This window comes from Tissierella sp., assembly GCF_032104385.1.
GTDB lineage: Bacteria > Bacillota > Clostridia > Tissierellales > Tissierellaceae > Tissierella.
Map to the genome: position 1 here is coordinate 1 of NZ_DAMCHJ010000020.1, position 18,632 is coordinate 18,632.

Consider the following 18,632-nt stretch of genomic DNA (forward strand, 5'->3'; position numbering starts at 1 on the left):
TTTTATTAACCGTAGACGGAGAAAAATTTGAACTTAAAGCTCCATCTGCATTAGCTTTTAAAGCCAATGTAGAGCATTCATATAGCAATCCCTATGATATAGAAGTTATATTTCAGAATATAGTTAAGTATTAAATTTATTCAGAATGATTAGAGCCATTCTGAATAAATTTTAAACGTTGAGTATGTTATAACGCACAATAAGTGTGAAAACATAAAAAATAGAATTAAATAAAAGGAGGGAGCATATATGATTACAGAAAGAATTGAATTGGCAAGACAGAACTATATAAATTCTAAGCCAGCAATTTCTTATGAAAGAGCAAGAATTTGGACTGAATCACACAAAGTCACTGAGGGTGAATCAATACCAATAAGAAGAGCTAAAGCTTTTAGAGATACTTGTGAACAAATAGATACAAATATCTTTGAGGGTGAACTTATTGTAGCTGCTATAGGTGAATTTAGAAAATGTGGAATTTTAACACCTGAATTCTCTTGGACTTGGGTAGATAAAGAAATGGATAATTTTGATAAAAGAGTACAAGATCCTTATGTCATGACAGATGAGCAAAGGGAATATGTCAGGAAAGAAATATTTCCTTACTGGAAGGGAAAATCGTTAGAAGAATCTTTCCTAGCACAATTACCTAAAGAAACTGCAAAGGTTGTTGTTGATACAGGTATTGTAGATAATGATTCTAAATGGAGGCAGGCTGTTGGTGAGATAACACCAGATTATCAAGATGTTTTATTCAAAAAAGGTTTTGGTGGAATAATTAAAGAAGCTGAAGAAAACCTATTAAAATTGTCCGATACCTCCGCTGAAGATTTGAAGAAAAAAGATTTCTATAAATCTATAATTATTACATCAGAGGGAATTATAACACTTGCTAAAAGATATTCTCAAAAAGCAAAAGAATTGGCAATGGAAGAAAAGGATGAAATAAGGAAAAGAGAACTTTTAAAGATTGGAGAAATATGCAATAAAGTACCAGAAAATCCTCCAACTACTTTTTATGAAGCTATCCAATTCATTTGGTTTACACAGGTAGGAGGTATAATATCCGAAAATCCATTGGCTCTTAATGTGGGAAGATTTGACCAGTTTATGTATCCCTATTATAAATCTGATATAGAAAAAGGAATCATGACTAAGGAGCAGATTCAAGAATTAATTGAAGCATATTGGATAAAACTTTCTGAATGGGTATGGACAATTTCAGCCAATACAGCGGAATTTTTTGCTGGATATAACCAATTTCAAAACTTAACAATTGGTGGTAAAACAAGAGATGGAAAGGATGCTACTAATGATTTATCCTATATGAGTTTAAAGGCTACTGAAAGGATAAAGACTCATCAGCCTGGACTTAGTGTCCGAATTCATCAGGATTGCCCAAGTGAGTTTCTAGAAGCTGTAACCCATTTAGTAAGTAAAGGCACAGGATTTCCAGCTATTCATAGTGATAATGCAGGCTATCAAATGCTTATTAATGCTGGTTATGAGCCAGAAGATGCAAGGGATTGGAATAACTGCGGCTGTGTAGTTCCCCATTTCAGGAAAACAGGTGAGTGGACATCAGCAGTTAATATTAATTTTACTGCGGCATTGGAATTTGCACTAAATCAAGGGAGAAGCAGAATTACTAAAGAGAAGATAGGATTAGATGAAAAGGATCCACGGACATTTGAAACCTATGAAGAAGTGGAAAATGCTTTCTATAAGCAGTTTGACAACTTAATTAGACATTCAGTTATTGCAACTTTATTGGCACAAAAACTTCATAAGGAAATGGTTCCAAGACCATTCTTATCATCTTGTATAGAAGAATGTATATTACAAGGCAAGGATTTAGTTGATGCAGGGGCAAAATATAATTTAGGACCAGTCCTTACTGGAATAGGTCTTGCAGTTACTTCTAATTCACTGGCTGTTATTAAGAAATTGGTATTTGAAGATAAGGTAACGACTATGGAAAATCTTATAAATGCACTTGATGCTAATTGGGAAGGCTATGATGATTTGAGAAAATTAGCCTTAGATGTTCCAAAGTATGGTAACGATATGGACTATGTAGATGATATAGCTATGAAGATGGCTAACCATTATTACAAGGAAGGACATAAATATAAGGATATAAATAATAACAATTTTAATACTGCTTTTATGGGAATTTCTAATTATTTGCCAACTGGTAAAGTTGTTGGAGCAACTCCATGTGGCAGAAAAGCTAAAGAACCATTATCAGAAGGGGTATCACCATTTGCTGGAACTGATACATCTACTCCATTGGCAGCAATGCGTTCTGCAGCAAAACTTAATCAAGATGTTCACTCTGGTGGAACATTGTTGAATTTAAGGCTAAATGAAGAACTGGTAAATACGAATAGAGGTCAAAGCAATTTAGGTGCTATGATTCAATCCTTTTTCTCCCTTGGAGCATTTCATGTTCAATTTAATACAATATCTACTGAAATATTACGTAAGGCTCAAGAGAGACCAGAGGACTATAAAGACTTATTAGTTAGAGTTGCTGGATATAGCACACAGTTTGTCAATTTATCTAGATCAATGCAAGATGCCATAATTGCAAGAACAGCCCATGAAAAATATTAGTTTGGGATGGACATTAGGTTATTCTATGTCTTTTACCTAAGTTAGAGGTGAACTAAATGAATAATATTAGAGGGTACTTTATGGAACCACAAAATTTTTCTGTGAATGATGGTAATGGAATTAGAACAGTAATTTTCTTTGCTGGTTGTCCCCTTAGGTGTAAATGGTGTGCTAATCCAGAAAGTCATGTTAATCTTAATAAGATTTCGCAGGGAGAAGAGTTAATTTATTGCTATAGTAGTGAGGAAATATTAAGTATTATAGAAAAGCAAAGAATATTTTATAGATTCTCAGGTGGTGGCGTTACTTTTTCAGGTGGTGAAGCAACGTTTCAAGTAGATATGCTTAGAGAACTTGTATATAAACTCTATGATAAAGCTATAGATTTAGCAATTGAAACCAGTGGCTATTTTGATTTTGATGAAGTAAAAGATATATTAGAGAAGTTAAATTTAATATTTATAGATATTAAACATATGGATGATGAGAAACATAAATTTTTCACTGGAGTTAGCAATAAAGAGATATTAAAAAATATAGGACGGTTAAAAGAGTTAAATGTAGCTGTAGTAGTACGTATACCAGTAATAGATGGTGTAAATTCTGATAAAGATAATATAAGAAAAACAGCTATCTTCCTTAAAGATAGTATAAAAGAACCAAAGATAGAGTTTCTGCCATATCATTCATTTGGAGATATAAAATATGAAGTTCTTGGAAAGGAAAAGCCATCAAGAGATTTTAAAACTCCATCAGATGAATATTTAAATGAATTAAAAAAGATAGTAGAATATCAAGGAGTAGAAGTAGTTAATTATAAGTAAAAAACTGGCAAATTTAATTTGCCAGTTTTTTTACTACATATATCCTCTTTCATATTGCTGAGGATATTTTAAAGGAAGTCTATTTTCATAGGCCATATTTAATACAAAATATGGATCACGAAGAAGACCTCTGCCTATAGCTACTAAATCAGCTCTGTTATTATATAGAATTTCTTCTATTTGGTCATATCCATTAATAAGCCCTACTGCAATTGTAGGTATATTACATTCTTTTCTTATGGTTTCAGCATGTAATACTTGATATCCTGGGAATATATCAAATTTAACATTAATAAGTCCACCAGTACTTACATGAACCATATCTATATTATCTTTGATTTCATCGATGATTTTAACCATTTCTTCTTTATTGATTCCGCCTTCTGAATAATCATCAGCAGATACCCTAAGAAGAATTGGTTTTTCTCTAGGCCATACTTCTTTAACAGATAGTAATATCTCCTTTAAAAATCTAGTTCTGTTCTCTAGACTGCCGCCATATTCATCAGTTCTCTTATTGGTAATAGGTGATAAAAACTCATGTATAAGATATCCATGGGCTCCGTGAATTTCTATGCTGTCAAAACCAGCTTCATTTGCACGTCTTGCAGCTTCTTTAAAGGCTAAGACCAATTCCTTGATTTCATCTATAGTTAATTCACGAGGTACTCTATATTCCTTACTAAATCTAATGGCTGAAGGAGCTACAATATATTCATCATTTGATGTACATTTCCTTCCTGCATGGGCTAATTGTATTGCTATTTTACTGCCATGAGATTTTACTTTATCCACTAAGGATTTTAATCCTGGTATATGCTCGTTACTCCAGATGCCAAGGTCATTGCTAGATATTCTACCATTTGGAACAACACCAGTAGCTTCTACAATGATTAATCCAACACCGCCTATTGCCCTAGATACATAATGTACCTCGTGAAAATCTTGAACCATGCCATTTTCATCAGAGGAGTACATACACATTGGGGGCATTACTATGCGATTTTTCAGCTCTAATCCTTTTAGATTATAAGATGTTAAGCTTTTCAAATATATCACCATCCTTAAAGATATACTTACCCATAAAAGAAAAATATAATAATAATATGGAGTTTTATTTAATAAAGTTAAATAATTTTTTGATGACACAATAAGGAAACACTTTCTACATTTTAAAAAGAACAATAGGAAATAGACTGTCCTATTGTTCTTTTCATTGTATTTTCTGCATTATTTAAAATGCCCAATTTCCATTTTGGAATACTTGTATCTTCTCTCCCTCCTTAGTTTCCCCAAGGATATTCATATCTTCTGAACCTATCATAAAGTCAACATGAGTAAGGGAGTTATTTACTCCATGAGCTTCTAGCTCTTCATCTGTCATTTTCTCTCCGCCTACTATGTTAGTAGGATAAGCCTTGCCAAAAGCAAAGTGGCAGGAGGCATTTTCATCAAATAGAGTGTTTATAAAGATAATATTAGAGTTGGATATTGGAGAGTCATAAGGAACTAAGGCAACTTCTCCTAAATACTTTGCACCTTCATCAATATCCAATAGCATGCTTAGGGTTTCCTTGCCAACTTTAGCGTCAAAATCAAATACCTTTCCATCCTTAAATGTAAGTTTAAATTCGTCAATGGTATTCCCTGCATAGTTTAAAGGTTTTGTGCTGTATACTACACCATTTACACCAGTTTTAAGGGGCATAGTAAATACTTCTTCAGTAGGCATATTTGGAGCGAAATAAGTATTTTTAGAATCTATTGCTCCGCCACCAGCCCATATATGTCCTTCTGGTAATTCAACAACTAAATCGGTACCGTTAGATGAAGTATAATGTAAAGTTTTAAATTCTTTATTATTTAAGAAGTCAACTTTATCTTTTAAATTATCCATATGATCTTCCCAAGCTTTAATAGGGTCTTCTAAATCCATACGAGTAGCATTGAATATAGCAGCCCATAATTTTTCTACAGCTTCTTCTTCACTTACATTTGGAAATACTCTTTTTGCCCAAGACTTTGTAGGAATAGATATTACACACCAAGGGTTTATATCATTCATTGTATATTTTCTCCATTCCTTTAAAGCTATGGAGGAAGATTTATTATTTGCAGCTATTTTTTTAGGGTCGATTTCTTTAAGTAATTCAGGATCTTGAGCTGATATAGAGAGGAAACCTGCACCTTTTTTAGCATAATCTTCTAAACCGTCAGCATACCATTTGGGGAAGTTTTCAAATACTTCCATAGGAGCATTTTCAAACTTTAGTTTTGTAAGTACTTCATCATTCCAATTAACATGAACTTCACTAGCACCAAGCTCATAGGCATTTTCAGCCACAAGTCTTACAAAATAAGCACCTTCAATAGGAGAGTTAATAACTAAAGGTTGACCTGATTGGATGTTGATACCTACTTTAACACATAACTTTGCATATTCATTTAACATAGTTTCAAAATTTTTCAAGATATCACCTCTTTTATGTATTTATCTATAGTTTATAGGATGTGGAAAATTTTGTAAACGGAAAATGTTCTACAAAATTTTCATATTCCATCTTTGAAGTTACTTTCCAATATAATTATTCCTTGATATTGTAATATATATTCTTGTACCTTTATTAGGTCTGCTTTCTATATTAAAGGTTGAGTTTTCACCATACATAAGTTTAAATCTTCTATAGCAATTTTTAAGACCTATGTGATTTGTAGAAGTAGTATCTTTACCACTTTGTAAAATTTTCTTAACTTCATTTAACTTTTTATCATTCATTCCAATTCCATTATCAAATATTTCGATACAATAATGTGAAGGTGTAGTTGAAAAATTCAACTTTAATTTACCACCCTTTTCTAATGGAAGCAGACCATGTTCAATAGCATTTTCTACTAAGGGCTGTAAAGAAAAATAAGGTATTATAAGTGATAGTATTTCACTATCTGTTATGATTTCATACTCTATTCTCTCGCAAAAACGGTTTTTTTGTATGACTAAATAGTTTTGAATATAGTTCAGTTCCTGCTCTAAGGTAATTTGTGAGCTTATATCAGATAAACTATATCGTAACATTTGTGAAAAAGAATCCAGCATATTTGAAGCAGATGTATACTCCTCCATAGAGATTAATCTAGATATAGAACTTACTACATTAAAAATAAAATGTGGGGTAACTTGTTTTTGGAGTGCCTCTAATTCTGCTAGCTTTAGCTGATGCTCCATTTCAATTTGTTTTTTTTCATATTCCAAGGTTTTTTGACGCTCTTTTGCTAATTTTTCTTGAAGCTTGTTATACATAGTATTTTGAATAATATAGTTTGCTATATTTTCTAGAGATACTGCTGTAGCTTCAATTTCTTGTCTAGTGAGTACCTTTATATTTCTAAAATATTCGGCGGCTTCTTCTGTATGAAGCCAAGGAAGTAATTTAAAGTCACTATCCTTTGGATAGATATCCATATCGGAACATAAGACTTGTCCTGCAGTAATTGCTCCTATGTATTCACCTCCGTAGGTCAATGGAATTTCTATATTTATAAGACCAGCATGACATATATATATACTGGGTTTTTTTGTTTTAATAGCTAAATCTATTGCTTTTCGATTAGTTAATGCACAGTAAGATGCTCCTTCCTTTGTCTTATTAATAGCACTGCAAAATTTAGAGAAATTACTTCCCTCTCCTATATGATTACCATCTAAATCTACAAAGACAACACCAAAACCCGTAGCAAAAGCAAAGGAATCCTGAAATTTTTCTAAGAAGTCTTCTGTTAGTATATCTGTTAGTTTAATATCCATTTTTAATATTTTCCTCCAGTCTGATTTGAGAAGGTTGTTTGCCTGTAACCTTTTTAAAATTTCGATTAAAGTGTGATACATTTGTGAATCCACAATTTCTTGAGATATCTTTTATTAAAAGATTAGAATTTTTTAATAGGTAAATAGCATGTTCAATTCGCTTTTTATTTAGAAAATCATTTATGGTATAACCTTTATCTTCACAAAATTTTCTTGATAAATATGAAGGATTAAAATGAAATATTTCTCCAAGCATATCTAATGAAATTTGTTTTTCAAAATTTTCTTCTATATATCTTTCAACCATATCAGTGAAATTAGAAGATAAAGATAGTTTTGCATTGAACAAAATTAAAAATTGTCTAAAGAAATCTTCAGTGACAGCTAGTATATCATACCAATATTGGGATTTGCTTATTTTTTGAAGATATTCATCACCATTTAATAATAACTGTATATTATCAGGTAAAACTTTTTTAAGGGATCTCATTATTGAAAAGATAGTATTTATTATATGCAATCTATATTCTTCTAAATTATTTTGCTGAGAATTTAAAAAGTCAATATAATTTAGAACATTAAATCTAATAAGTTCAAAATCTCCTGTAAAGATAGAATTAGTTAATCTATCTACAAGGGCATAAGGATATTTATTATTTAAAGTATTTGATATATTATTATAATCACCAATAACTTGGTCTTTGATATATTTCTTGTGAAGAGAATTAATCATTGTATCAAGTATTTCTTTTTCACTAGCAGGTTTCAATAAATATGCATCAAGATTATAATGAATAGCTTGTTGTGCAAATTCAAATTCTGAGTATGCACTATTTAAGATAATAATAGTATTATGAAACTTTTCTTTTATAGTTTTTGCAGCTATTAGTCCATTTTGAAGGGGCATATTAATATCCATAATTATAATATTAGGTTTCTTTTGAAAGGCCATGTCAACTACTTGTTCACCATTAGTTGCTTCTCCAACTAGGGTAAACTCTTCAGAGTGTTTTTTGAGAACACTTTTTAGATAGTTGCGTTCAATAATTTCGTCATCTGCTATTAATACTGTATACATTATGTTTCTCCCTCCTTGAAGAAGATAAATTTTAACAGATAAGTTTTCTAATTATAGGTTATCATTTGCTTACAGACATATCAATATATTATATATTTGCTATTTCATACTTTTGATTTGCAAAATATGATGTTAAGATATAAAAAATAAAATATATGCAAAGGATTTACTTATATTAGGAATGTTACAATATATTTAGAATAATAAAAAAATTCAATTATGTATTAGGCTAAGTATCAACAATTTGTAGTTATTTAAGTAGTAATTATATTAAAATAAAAGGAGGAATTATCTATGAGGGTAAACAATAGGCATGTATCTTTTTATTATGAGTTGGATAATGAAATAGGGGAAATTGTTATTGAACCGAAAAAAACTGCATTACTAATTGTTGATATGCAAAAAGTTTTTATTACTAGACCTTTTGCAGAAGATGTTAATGAAGCAGAGTTAGCTAATTTAAAAAGATGGGAACCATTCTATGACAAGATAGAAGAGGTAGTTATTCCAAACAATAAAAGAATTCTAGAAAGATTTAGAGCTAAGGGAATGGAAGTTATTTTTGCTAAAATTCAATGTCATAAGAAAAATGGAAGTGATAGATCTTTAGTCCAAAAAGCTACTGGGTTCAATGAACTTCTTTTGCCTATTGGAGCTGAAGATGGTGAAATAATTTCAGAGTTAGCACCTATTGATGATGAAATAGTTATTACAAAGACAACTGATAGTGCAATAACTGGTTCAAATCTGAGGTTAGTATTACACAATATGGGAATTGATACAGTTGTAGTAACAGGTGTATTTACAGATCAATGTGTTTCAGGTACAGTGAGAAGTCTTGCTGATGAGAGCTTTAATGTATGGTTAATTGAAGATGCTTGTATGGCTTCTACAGAAAGAATTCAACAAAATGAATTAGAAATCTTGAATAATATTTACTGCCATGTTATTAACACAGATGAGTTATTAGAAGTTATTAAATAATAATAGGAGGTTTTAATATGTCAGATGTAAAATTAAAAAGAAATCTATCTTTTATGCAAATGATAGCCATAGCTTCAGGCGCAGTAATAGGTGGTTGGCTTGCTGAAGCTCCTTATTGGTTCTCTGTAACTGGAGCAGGGGCAGCCATTATATTTCCCATTTTGTCTCTATTGCTAATACCTGTAGGTTTAACATTTGCGGAGCTTACTGCAATGTTACCATTTTCGTCGGCAGTTGATATTTGGACTACTAATGCGTTTGGTCACAAAGCAGGATGGGCAGCTCAATGGATGATGTTTCTAATACAAGTTGTGGAGCCGCCTATGATGGCATTTATTTTTATAACAGCACTTAATTTTTTTATTCCTATTCCAGCTGATATGGTAGTTTGGGTTGCTATTGGAATAATAGTTTTATGGTATATATTATCTAATTTCAATATTGGATTTACTGGAAGATTAGCTAGTATATTTTTCTTTACAATGGTAGTTATATCTTTAATTGTTGCAGGAACATTTTTCTTTAGTGGAAGTTGGTCTTTTGATAATATTTCTTCTCATGGTGGTATGTTTCCTAAAGGATTCAATGGAATATTTATAGCATTTGCAGTATTTTCTTTAAAATTCATAGGATTTGAAATGACTCCTACAATGATAGAAGAAACAAACTTTCCACCAGAAAAGATATGGAAAATTATTTTGTCATCATTATTTGTTCCAGCAGTTTTATATTTTATCATTGTATTTGCAATAGGAGGTATGGCACCTTGGAAAGAAATAGCAAGTATGAATTTGCCAGAGCCAGAACTTGTATCTAAATTTGGATTACCTAAGATAGTAGGTATAGCTGCTATAGTTTCAGGTATATTACATGCATTTACTACATTAATGGGATTTTGGGTATCATCTGCAAGAGTATTATATGGTGCAGCTCAGTTAAATCAATTGCCTAAAGCCTTTACTAAGCTAAATAAACATGGACAACCAATCATTGCAAACTTTGTAGTATTATTATTTTCAATTTTCTTTTGTCTATTTACTGGAGATAACTGGGTTCAATATATTTATGCGGTTTCCTGTATAGCAGCAGGATTAGTATACTTTATATGTTGTTTAGATGCAATGGTTCTAAGGAAGAAATTTCCTGAGTGGGAAAGACCTTATAAAGCACCAGGAGGGAATCTATTATTTATTCTTGGAATGATAGTATCTGTTTGGATAATCATAGGTTCAACTTTAGAATTAGCAATAGGTGGATATATCTCACTTGCTATCTATAGTTTTATTGGAGTTGCATTATATATTTTGATGGAACTTTATAGAAAAAAACATCCTAATAAGAATGAATTAATTACATTAACACCTGACGATATCAATAGCTTTGAGTAAAAAAGAGTTAAGACAGGGGAAATTTCTCCTGTCTTTTCAGAATAATATATAGATATGGAGGAGATAAATATGAAGATAGTTTCGGGAAAAAAAGTTATTTATAAGTTTAAAAACTTTATGGAGCATGTAGAGATAATTACACCTGGAGATGTAGTCAAGGTAGCAACAAATGATTGCTTTTTTCAACAAATTTATAATGAAGAACAAGTTTTAACAGAAATTGATTATGATAGATTAAATCCTGCTACAGGACCTATTTATGTAGAAGGTGCAGAACCAGGAGATTTACTTCAAGTAAAAGTTATTAGTATTGATGTCGGTGATAAAGGGGTTTCTGCAGTGGTACCAAATGAAGGTGTGCTCGGGGATCAGGTTAGTAAACCAATAATTAGAGTGGTGGATATTGAAGATGGATATGCAATATTTCATGGAATAAAATTGCCTATAAGACCTATGATAGGAGTAATAGGAGTAGCACCTGCTAAAGAAGATGGTGAATGGCCAACTGATAGTCCATGGAAACATGGTGGAAATATGGACACTAATGATATCACGGCAGGATCCACACTGTATTTCCCTGTAAATCAAAAGGGTGCCTTGTTGGCATTAGGTGATTGTCATGCAATTATGGGAGATGGAGAAATTTGTTTTACTGGTTTAGAAGTCCCAGCAGAAGTTACTCTTGAAATCAATTTAATTAAGGGTAGAACAGTAAAATGGCCTTTACTTGAAACAGACAGACATACTATGATTATTGCTTCCGGTAATAATTTAGATTCTGCTTTATATGAAGCTACTAGTGAAACAGTAAAATATCTTGAGAGGGCTTTAGGATTAGAATGGGAAGAGGCTTATATTTTAACTAGTTTGGCTGTAGATTTAAAAATATCTCAAGTTGTAGATCCTAAGAAAACCATAAGAGCTGCCATACCAAAACATATTATATCAACTGAAAGATTAATAGAAAAACTATAGGTTTTAAGTAATAACTAAAATCAGAAAAATCTAGAAGGTTTATAGAAAAAATATTATAATCAAAAAAGCCTTGCATTTTACAAATTAAACTGATAAGATAGTTAAAATACAAAAATAAATTCGAAGACAAAGAAGAGTAGTTAATTCTTATCTTTCACAGAGAGCTAAAGATTGGTGGGACTTTAGCAAAGATGGAACTAATGAATGGACTTTGTAGAAGCTGGTGGAAATCTATAGAGAGTACCCCGTGCCGGAAGCCTACCGTTAGCTAAGGACAGGATATGCTAGTATCCCATTAAGAGAGATGCATTTTTGCATAATTTAGGTGGCACCGCGAATTCAACCTTCGTCCTATTGAGGATGGAGGTTTTTTTGTATTTAATTTTAATTTAGGAGGAAGAAATATGAAAAAAGAAAGTGGATTATTTGGAGAATTTGGCGGGGCTTATGTACCAGAAGAATTGAAAGTAGTATTAGAAGAATTGGAAAGAGAATTCTATAATGCTATGGAAGATGAAGAGTTTATGAAGGAACTAGATTATTATTTAAGAGAATATGTAGGCAGAGAAAATCCTTTATATTTTGCAGAAAGACTAACAGAGGAAATGGGTGGAGCTAAGATTTACCTAAAAAGAGAGGATTTAAACCATACAGGAGCTCATAAGATTAACAATGCTATGGGACAGGGACTACTTGCCAAAAGAATGGGGAAAAAGAGAGTAATAGCAGAAACGGGAGCAGGACAGCATGGAGTTGCTACAGCTACAGTATGTGCTTTACTTGGAGTAGACTGTACAATTTATATGGGAGCTGAAGATACTAAAAGGCAAGAGTTAAATGTTTTCAGAATGGAAATGTTAGGGGCAAAGGTAGTGGCAGTAGAGGAAGGAAATAAGACATTAAAAGAAGCAGTAGATAAGGCATTAGAAGACTATGTAGAAAATAAGGATAATACTTTCTATCTTCTTGGCTCAGCAGTAGGACCTCATCCATTCCCAATGATAGTGAGGACATTCCAATCTATAATAGGAAAAGAAGCAAAAAATCAAGTTTTACAAAAGGAAGGAAGATTACCCGATTATTTAGTAGCCTGCGTTGGAGGAGGCAGTAATGCTATAGGCTTATTTTCACCTTTCTATCATGACAAAGAAGTGAATATGATAGGAGTAGAACCAGCTGGAAAAGGAATTGATACCAAAGAACATGCTGCTAGTATATGTAAAGGTAATATTGGTTTAATACATGGTTTTAAATGTTATTTATTAGACCATAGTACCCACTCCATTGCCGCAGGACTAGATTATCCCGGTGTAGGACCAGAACATAGTTACTATAACTATACTAAAAGGGCAGAATATAAATCTGTAACTGATAAAGAAGCCTTAGATGCTTTTTTTAATCTATCAAAAACAGAGGGAATAATTCCAGCTTTAGAAAGCGCTCACGCCATAGCCTATGGAATGAAATTAGCTAAGAATTTAAGTAAAGATAAGATTATAATAGTAAATCTTTCTGGAAGAGGAGATAAGGACGTGGCACAAGTAAGGGATATGATAAAATAATTAGATGTCTACATTATAATAAGTGTATAGTCAAAACTATACACTTATTATATTTACTATTCATTTTTTTTTAAGTGCTCCCGCATTATATAGAGATTTTATTAATATTTTTATAATAATGGAATATGCAGGTATATTAATAGCTTGTTTAGTTGCTGCTTTTAACATAGTAGCTACAAATGGATGACCAAAAAGTATTTGTCTAAAATATGGTACCATTATAACGCTTGTTATAACCTGTCCAATAAAAATGGATAGAAATATTTTCCACAATATTGGCTTGTTTAAATCGTTTTTTAAAATCTTTGTTAAGATTCCAGGAATGATGCCAGTAAGAGCAGATGTTAGAATAAAATGGGGCATAAATTGACCTGTTGGTCTTACAATGAAACTAACTACATCTCCAACTCCGCCTACTATTCCTCCAACTACTGGACCAAAGACTATTCCACCAAATATAATAGGAAAACCTCCAAAACTAATGAGCCCTGGTATAGTAATGACCCTAGATAATACTACGTTTAAGGCAATCAAAAATCCAGAAATAACAATGATTTTAATACTAATTTTTTTCATAAAAATACCTCCTTTCATATATGATATGACAGTCTGTCACATCAGAAAGAAGATATTACTGATAGTGGCAGCGAACGCAATAATATGCCGCAAGCATTTGCTTTTCGTTCAAGGGCGACGTTCCATCCCTTGACACTTTACGCATATTATCTACTCTGTCATTTATTTAAGCAAAGACAATTGAAAGACTCTGCCATAAATTACACATAAAGTATACCATACTATTTTTTACCATACAATCTAATAACTAGAAGTATCTATAAAAGATTAAAGTTACTAATGAATAAGAAATAGAATTCAATTATATATTAATAACTAAAATACTATTTAGGATGAAAACCTGAATTAGATTATTTAAAATTCAAACATAAATAATATTCTTAAGAAAAGGTGTTAAAACCTCTATGAAATAAATTTTAGAAAAATGATAGAAAGTTTTTTAAATAATTGGTAAAAAAAGAGGAGTTTTTAGAAGATGTGTCGAAATTTAATATATAGGTGTATAGAAAAATGTTGAGAATAACTTTCATATCCTAAATATAAGAAAAGGGGGAGATTTTATGATACAAAAAAGAAGCATTGGACTAGCAATTATATTTTCAATTCTTACTTGTGGAATATATAGTATTTATTGGTTTATAAAACTTACAGATGAAGCTAGTTACTTAAGTGGAGATGATTCCATGTCTGGAGGAAAGGCATTTTTACTTACTATAGTTACTTGTGGGATTTATTTTTTCTTTTGGAATTATAAAATGGGTAAGGCTTTGTATGAGGCACAAGAACGAGCAGGTACAGTGCCACAAGACAATTCCATCTTGTATCTAGTGTTGGCAATTTTTCAACTAGGAATTGTAGCATATTGTATTATGCAATCAGAAATCAACAATATGGTTGAATATAGCTATGCTGACTAAGAAAGAAATTAAAATATTACTGCCAGTTATAATTATCCTAGTAATATTTATATATTTTGCTGATCCTTTAAGCGGACCTATAATACCCTGTATTTTCAATAGAATTACGGGGTTTTATTGTCCAGGATGTGGAATGACAAGGGCACTGCATTCGATTCTTAGGTTTGATTTTTATCAAGCTTTTAGATTTAATCCATTAATATTTATAATACCGCCAATCTTTGTAATTTATTATATATTTGAATATAATAATTATATAAAGGTAGCAAAGATTATACTGATTTTAATGATTGTAATAGCACTAGGTTTTGGAATTCTTAGGAATACCCTAACCTTTAGCTATTTATCGCCAATTATATTAAATAATTAATATGAAATTAAATTAAGAAAAAGAAGAATACTAGGATTTAAGATGATTTTAATTATAAAAATTGGAGGAATAACAGTGAAAAAAATTATTACAACAACTATTATTTTTATAATAGTACTGTCTATGCTAATAGGTTGCAATTCAAATCAAACAAAAACAACGCCAGAAATATCAAAGAAACCATTGACTTTAATAGATCCTGCAGGAAATGAGATTTTAATTCCTAATGAGATCAATAGAATAATTTCAATGGCACCATCTATAACTGAAATCTTGGTAGAATTAGGATTTGGAGATAGAATCATTGCCATAGACAAACAATCTAAAGATGTTTCTGGCTTGACAAATGGCATACCGAATATTGATATGATGGCACCAGATGCAGAAAAGATTATTGCGCTAAAACCTGATATAGTCATTGCTTCAACTATTACAATGGCTGGTGGAAATGATCCATTGGCACAAATAAAAAAGTTAGGAATTAGTTTAGCTTATATACCGTCAAGTAATAGTATTGAAGGAATCTACAATGATATAATATTTATATCTAAGGTTCTAAACTCTGAGGAAAGAGGAAAAGATATAATAAATAATATGAAGGATAAAATTACAGAAATAAAGAAAATAGGCGATACTATTACTTCGAAGAAATCAGTATACTTTGAAATAGCTGCTCTACCTAATCTATATAGTTTTGGGAAAGGTGTATTTTTAAATGAGATGATAGACATAATTGGAGCTGTAAATATATTAAATGATAAGGAAGGTTGGTTGTCTATATCAGAAGAATTAGTTATAGATAGAAGTCCAGATGTAGTAATTACAAATGTGAATTATATAGAAAATCCAGTAGATGAAATTAAATCTCGAGAAGGATGGAGAAGTATTAGTGCAGTAAAAGATAATCAGGTATATTATGTTGATAATATGTCTAGTTCACTTCCTAATCATAATATTATAAAGGCATTGGAAGAGATGGCAAGGGCTGTTTATCCTGATTTATATTAGTACTATGGTTAAGAGGGTGATCATATGAAAGGAAAAGTATATAGAAGTAAATATGAAGCATATCCTTTTTTAAGTGATGCTTCAGATGATTTAAAATGTGATTTTGAAATACTTACTGATGAAACAGCAAGTCATATAGGACTGTTAAGGTCATTAATAGAGGATGAAAATATTAAAGATGAATTATTGCTTATTTGTGAATTAGTATATCACATTAATCCATCTCTTCGTACTTTTGTATCTGTTACAGAAGATGAGCTTAAATGGTTAGAAGAGAGAACAAATACACTATATAATGATGTCAAAAAAAGATGCAATAGATTTGTACTTACTCAAGGATGTGAATCTGCAGCTCATGCACATATTCTAAGGACAAAGTTTAAGGCAGTTGTAAGAATGTTATATAGATATTATTATGGTGGAAATGAAGTTCCAAATATTCTATTTGATTTTACTAATTTATTATCGGGGTATTTTTTCAATTTAGCTCTTAAACTTAATGAATTAAATGGAGTAGAAGAAATAGAATATATTAGTAGAAATTACAAATAATATGTTTTAAGTATTTCAAGGATGTATATGAACAAACTATAAAAAGGCTCTTTTCTTGATTTATAGAAAAGAGCCTTTGCTCTACCTAGCTAGGGTTAAAGTTATTTTTATCAGCAATTTTTCTTTCTGCCCTTTCAACTAAATTGGCAGTCATAGTTCCATCTAACTTCTCTTTATGGGTTAAATTAGCATCCAATTCGTTTGCTATTTCTGCTTTCATTTGATCTAAAGCCTTGCTAGCATTTGGATCTGATAGTCTTGTCATAAAATCACCTCTTATTATTTATCTTTAGTTTGTTCATTGAGATAAATTTAATACTAGGTAATTTAATGAAAGAATTAAATTCGGCAGTACAAATTTAATCACAGTATCTATATACCTATCATTACATTACTTGCTTTAATTATAGCAATTGCTTCATCACCTATTTTAAGATTCAAAGATTCTGCTGAACCTGTTGTAATACTAGATACTATCTCAAATCCATTAACATCTATTATAACTTCTGTTGATACAGGTCCCTTTTTAATGTTTTTTATAAAACCTTTAAGTTGGTTTCTTGCCGATAGCTGCATAGTTATCCTCCTCTTTTAACATATAATAATTACAATGATTATACCCAAGTATTGAAGATTTAAAAGTGTTTCTAAAGATATATTTTGGAATTAAAATAAAATAGTCAGAAGTTTTATATTTGTAGATTTTGTTTAATTAACTTGATGAAAATAATTTTTTATTGTATAAAACAAGTATTTATAATATGATAATCATAGAGCATATAATCTAGACAGTGTAATTTATCAACAGGGTTCTTAATGAAATGGAGGCAAGGTATGAAGAATATTAAAAAGTTTTTAGTTGCAATATTAGTGGTATCCATGATTTTTTTAGTAACAGCTTGTGAAGATTTTTTAGAAACTATTGTAACATCTGATTTAGATGTTAGTGGTGATAATCTGGAAGTTCATTTTATAGATGTAGGACAAGCGGAATCTATTTTAATAAAAAAGGGAAATGAATCTATGTTAATAGATGCTGGAAATAATTCAGATGGAAATTTAGTTGTAGACTATATTAAAAAACAAAATATCAATAAACTTAAATATGTTATAGGAACTCATCCCCATGCAGATCATATAGGGGGGTTAGATGATGTAATTGATACTTTTGAAGTTGAGAAGATTATTATGCCCAATGCAATAACAAATACTAAAACATTTGAAGATGTTTTAGATAGTATTAAAAATAAAGGATTATCTATTACTAAGGCTAAGGTAGGAAATAACTATGAGTTAAATGGTGCTGTATTTACAATTCTTGCTCCTAATCAAGAAAAGTATAAAAGTTTAAATGATTATTCAGTTGTTATAAAACTTGTAAATGGAAATAATTCCTTTTTATTTACAGGAGATGCTGAGGAATTATCTGAAAAAGAAATACTAGAAAATAATAAAGGAAGATTGAAATCAGATGTTCTAAATGTAGGTCATCATGGAAGTATAACATCTACTTCTGAAACGTTTTTAGATGCTGTTGATCCAAAATTTGCAGTTATTTCTGCCGGCAAGGATAATAGCTATGGACATCCACATAAAGAAATATTAGAGAGATTAAATGATAAAGGGATAGAAATTTATAGAACAGATTTACAGGGGGATATTATAGTGATTAGTGATGGGGATACAATAAAATTTAATGATTAGAGGTGGATTAAATGAGGTTTACTATTGATAGGTTTGAAGGGGAACTTGCCATAGTAGAATTGGAGAACAGGGAGATAATTGAAATCCCAAAGATAATATTACCGATGGAGGCAAAGGAAGGAGATATTATAATTATTTCCGTAGATGAAAAAGAAACTGAGGGTAGAAAGAAAAGAATACAAGAAAAATTTGACAGTTTATTTTGTGAAGAAGATTAAGAAAAACACCTATGAGTAGGTGTTTTTTGTTATGGCAAATAGGGTATATATAACT

General features: G+C 30.9%; 19 protein-coding genes, 1 riboswitch and 1 other annotated feature. Of the genes, 12 read left to right on the forward strand and 7 right to left on the reverse strand.

Annotated features, from left to right (window positions below; all coding sequences use genetic code 11):
• The first annotated feature begins 249 nt into the window (after positions 1-249).
• Together RT714_RS14525 and RT714_RS14530 are read left to right on the forward strand one after the other, a co-directional pair.
• Positions 250-2,619, forward strand: a complete 2,370-nt coding sequence (locus RT714_RS14525) for a formate C-acetyltransferase/glycerol dehydratase family glycyl radical enzyme (protein WP_313758580.1) — start codon at positions 250-252, stop codon at positions 2,617-2,619.
• 80 nt (positions 2,620-2,699) lie between these two features.
• On the forward strand, positions 2,700-3,443 hold the full coding sequence (locus tag RT714_RS14530) for a glycyl-radical enzyme activating protein (RefSeq protein ID WP_313758582.1): 744 nt from the start codon (positions 2,700-2,702) through the stop codon (positions 3,441-3,443).
• A gap of 33 nt (positions 3,444-3,476) precedes the next feature.
• Here the strand turns inward: RT714_RS14530 and namA are convergent, their stop codons facing one another.
• From namA to RT714_RS14550, 4 genes are all read right to left on the reverse strand, one after another.
• Entirely contained in the window at positions 3,477-4,493 is a 1,017-nt protein-coding gene (namA, locus tag RT714_RS14535) for an NADPH dehydrogenase NamA (RefSeq protein WP_313758584.1), read from the reverse strand.
• Between the two features lie 184 nt (positions 4,494-4,677).
• Positions 4,678-5,913, reverse strand: coding sequence for an aminopeptidase (locus RT714_RS14540; protein WP_313758585.1), 1,236 nt, complete (start codon positions 5,911-5,913; stop codon positions 4,678-4,680).
• Positions 5,914-6,012: 99 nt separating this feature from the next.
• On the reverse strand, positions 6,013-7,245 hold the full coding sequence (locus RT714_RS14545) for a PocR ligand-binding domain-containing protein (RefSeq protein WP_313758587.1): 1,233 nt from the start codon (positions 7,243-7,245) through the stop codon (positions 6,013-6,015).
• Complete coding sequence (locus tag RT714_RS14550) at positions 7,235-8,323, reverse strand: response regulator (RefSeq protein ID WP_313758589.1); 1,089 nt, start codon at positions 8,321-8,323, stop codon at positions 7,235-7,237. Before RT714_RS14550 ends, RT714_RS14545 begins: the two co-directional genes overlap by 11 nt.
• Positions 8,324-8,617: 294 nt before the next feature.
• Here RT714_RS14550 and RT714_RS14555 point away from each other — a divergent pair, with 294 nt between their 5' ends.
• From RT714_RS14555 to trpB, 4 genes are all read left to right on the forward strand, one after another.
• A complete protein-coding gene (locus RT714_RS14555; RefSeq protein WP_313758590.1) occupies positions 8,618-9,307 on the forward strand; it encodes an isochorismatase family cysteine hydrolase in 690 nt (229 codons plus the stop codon).
• A 17-nt stretch (positions 9,308-9,324) separates the two neighbouring features.
• Positions 9,325-10,695, forward strand: a complete 1,371-nt coding sequence (locus tag RT714_RS14560) for an APC family permease (RefSeq protein ID WP_313758591.1) — start codon at positions 9,325-9,327, stop codon at positions 10,693-10,695.
• Between the two features lie 69 nt (positions 10,696-10,764).
• Entirely contained in the window at positions 10,765-11,670 is a 906-nt protein-coding gene (locus RT714_RS14565; RefSeq protein ID WP_313758593.1) for an acetamidase/formamidase family protein, read from the forward strand.
• Positions 11,671-11,784: 114 nt separating this feature from the next.
• Positions 11,785-12,027: a binding site (T-box leader), on the forward strand.
• A gap of 47 nt (positions 12,028-12,074) precedes the next feature.
• Positions 12,075-13,232 carry a tryptophan synthase subunit beta gene (gene trpB, locus RT714_RS14570; protein ID WP_313758594.1) on the forward strand — a complete coding sequence of 386 codons (1,158 nt, stop codon included), beginning with the start codon at positions 12,075-12,077 and terminating at the stop codon, positions 13,230-13,232.
• 60 nt (positions 13,233-13,292) lie between these two features.
• Here trpB and RT714_RS14575 read toward each other — a convergent pair whose 3' ends face one another.
• Positions 13,293-13,808: a folate family ECF transporter S component gene (locus RT714_RS14575; RefSeq protein ID WP_313758596.1), complete on the reverse strand. Its 516-nt coding sequence runs from the start codon at positions 13,806-13,808 to the stop codon at positions 13,293-13,295.
• Positions 13,809-13,874: 66 nt separating this feature from the next.
• Positions 13,875-13,968, reverse strand: a riboswitch (THF riboswitch).
• Between the two features lie 400 nt (positions 13,969-14,368).
• On the opposite strand from RT714_RS14575, the gene RT714_RS14580 reads away from it, so the two are divergent.
• The 4 genes from RT714_RS14580 (at position 14,369) to RT714_RS14595 (ending at position 16,655) form a co-directional block, all read left to right on the forward strand.
• The gene (locus RT714_RS14580) at positions 14,369-14,725 is read left to right on the forward strand and encodes a DUF4234 domain-containing protein (RefSeq protein WP_313758598.1); all 357 of its coding nucleotides are present in this window, start codon (positions 14,369-14,371) and stop codon (positions 14,723-14,725) included.
• Positions 14,715-15,095, forward strand: a complete 381-nt coding sequence (locus RT714_RS14585; RefSeq protein ID WP_313758599.1) for a DUF2752 domain-containing protein — start codon at positions 14,715-14,717, stop codon at positions 15,093-15,095. Before RT714_RS14580 ends, RT714_RS14585 begins: the two co-directional genes overlap by 11 nt.
• 75 nt (positions 15,096-15,170) lie before the next feature.
• Positions 15,171-16,103 carry an ABC transporter substrate-binding protein gene (locus RT714_RS14590; protein ID WP_313758601.1) on the forward strand — a complete coding sequence of 311 codons (933 nt, stop codon included), beginning with the start codon at positions 15,171-15,173 and terminating at the stop codon, positions 16,101-16,103.
• Positions 16,104-16,127: 24 nt separating this feature from the next.
• Complete coding sequence (locus tag RT714_RS14595) at positions 16,128-16,655, forward strand: ATP--cob(I)alamin adenosyltransferase (RefSeq protein ID WP_313758602.1); 528 nt, start codon at positions 16,128-16,130, stop codon at positions 16,653-16,655.
• An 85-nt stretch (positions 16,656-16,740) separates the two neighbouring features.
• Here RT714_RS14595 and RT714_RS14600 read toward each other — a convergent pair whose 3' ends face one another.
• Together RT714_RS14600 and RT714_RS14605 are read right to left on the reverse strand one after the other, a co-directional pair.
• The gene (locus RT714_RS14600) at positions 16,741-16,920 is read right to left on the reverse strand and encodes a small, acid-soluble spore protein, alpha/beta type (protein ID WP_216542903.1); all 180 of its coding nucleotides are present in this window, start codon (positions 16,918-16,920) and stop codon (positions 16,741-16,743) included.
• 107 nt (positions 16,921-17,027) lie between these two features.
• Positions 17,028-17,231, reverse strand: a complete 204-nt coding sequence (locus RT714_RS14605) for a TOBE domain-containing protein (protein ID WP_313758603.1) — start codon at positions 17,229-17,231, stop codon at positions 17,028-17,030.
• Positions 17,232-17,489: 258 nt separating this feature from the next.
• Between RT714_RS14605 and RT714_RS14610 the strand changes: the two genes are divergently transcribed.
• Positions 17,490-18,359 (forward strand): ComEC/Rec2 family competence protein, encoded by an 870-nt coding sequence (locus RT714_RS14610; protein ID WP_313758604.1) that lies wholly within the window; start codon positions 17,490-17,492, stop codon positions 18,357-18,359.
• Between the two features lie 11 nt (positions 18,360-18,370).
• Positions 18,371-18,577: a DUF3006 domain-containing protein gene (locus RT714_RS14615; protein ID WP_313758605.1), complete on the forward strand. Its 207-nt coding sequence runs from the start codon at positions 18,371-18,373 to the stop codon at positions 18,575-18,577.
• Positions 18,578-18,632 lie beyond the last annotated feature (55 nt).

Excerpts from the sequence above, each read along its gene's own strand:
- RT714_RS14525 (WP_313758580.1), top strand. The coding sequence starts at position 250 with ATGATTACAGAAAGAATTGAATTGGCAAGACAGAACTATATAAATTCT.
- RT714_RS14530 (WP_313758582.1), top strand. The coding sequence starts at position 2,700 with ATGGAACCACAAAATTTTTCTGTGAATGATGGTAATGGAATTAGAACA.
- RT714_RS14545 (WP_313758587.1), bottom strand. The coding sequence starts at position 7,245 with ATGGATATTAAACTAACAGATATACTAACAGAAGACTTCTTAGAAAAA.
- RT714_RS14550 (WP_313758589.1), bottom strand. The coding sequence starts at position 8,323 with ATGTATACAGTATTAATAGCAGATGACGAAATTATTGAACGCAACTAT.
- RT714_RS14555 (WP_313758590.1), top strand. The coding sequence starts at position 8,618 with ATGAGGGTAAACAATAGGCATGTATCTTTTTATTATGAGTTGGATAAT.
- RT714_RS14560 (WP_313758591.1), top strand. The coding sequence starts at position 9,325 with ATGTCAGATGTAAAATTAAAAAGAAATCTATCTTTTATGCAAATGATA.
- RT714_RS14565 (WP_313758593.1), top strand. The coding sequence starts at position 10,765 with ATGAAGATAGTTTCGGGAAAAAAAGTTATTTATAAGTTTAAAAACTTT.
- trpB (WP_313758594.1), top strand. The coding sequence starts at position 12,075 with ATGAAAAAAGAAAGTGGATTATTTGGAGAATTTGGCGGGGCTTATGTA.
- RT714_RS14575 (WP_313758596.1), bottom strand. The coding sequence starts at position 13,808 with ATGAAAAAAATTAGTATTAAAATCATTGTTATTTCTGGATTTTTGATT.
- RT714_RS14580 (WP_313758598.1), top strand. The coding sequence starts at position 14,369 with ATGATACAAAAAAGAAGCATTGGACTAGCAATTATATTTTCAATTCTT.
- RT714_RS14585 (WP_313758599.1), top strand. The coding sequence starts at position 14,715 with ATGCTGACTAAGAAAGAAATTAAAATATTACTGCCAGTTATAATTATC.
- RT714_RS14595 (WP_313758602.1), top strand. The coding sequence starts at position 16,128 with ATGAAAGGAAAAGTATATAGAAGTAAATATGAAGCATATCCTTTTTTA.
- RT714_RS14600 (WP_216542903.1), bottom strand. The coding sequence starts at position 16,920 with ATGACAAGACTATCAGATCCAAATGCTAGCAAGGCTTTAGATCAAATG.
- RT714_RS14605 (WP_313758603.1), bottom strand. The coding sequence starts at position 17,231 with ATGCAGCTATCGGCAAGAAACCAACTTAAAGGTTTTATAAAAAACATT.
- RT714_RS14610 (WP_313758604.1), top strand. The coding sequence starts at position 17,490 with ATGAAGAATATTAAAAAGTTTTTAGTTGCAATATTAGTGGTATCCATG.
- RT714_RS14615 (WP_313758605.1), top strand. The coding sequence starts at position 18,371 with ATGAGGTTTACTATTGATAGGTTTGAAGGGGAACTTGCCATAGTAGAA.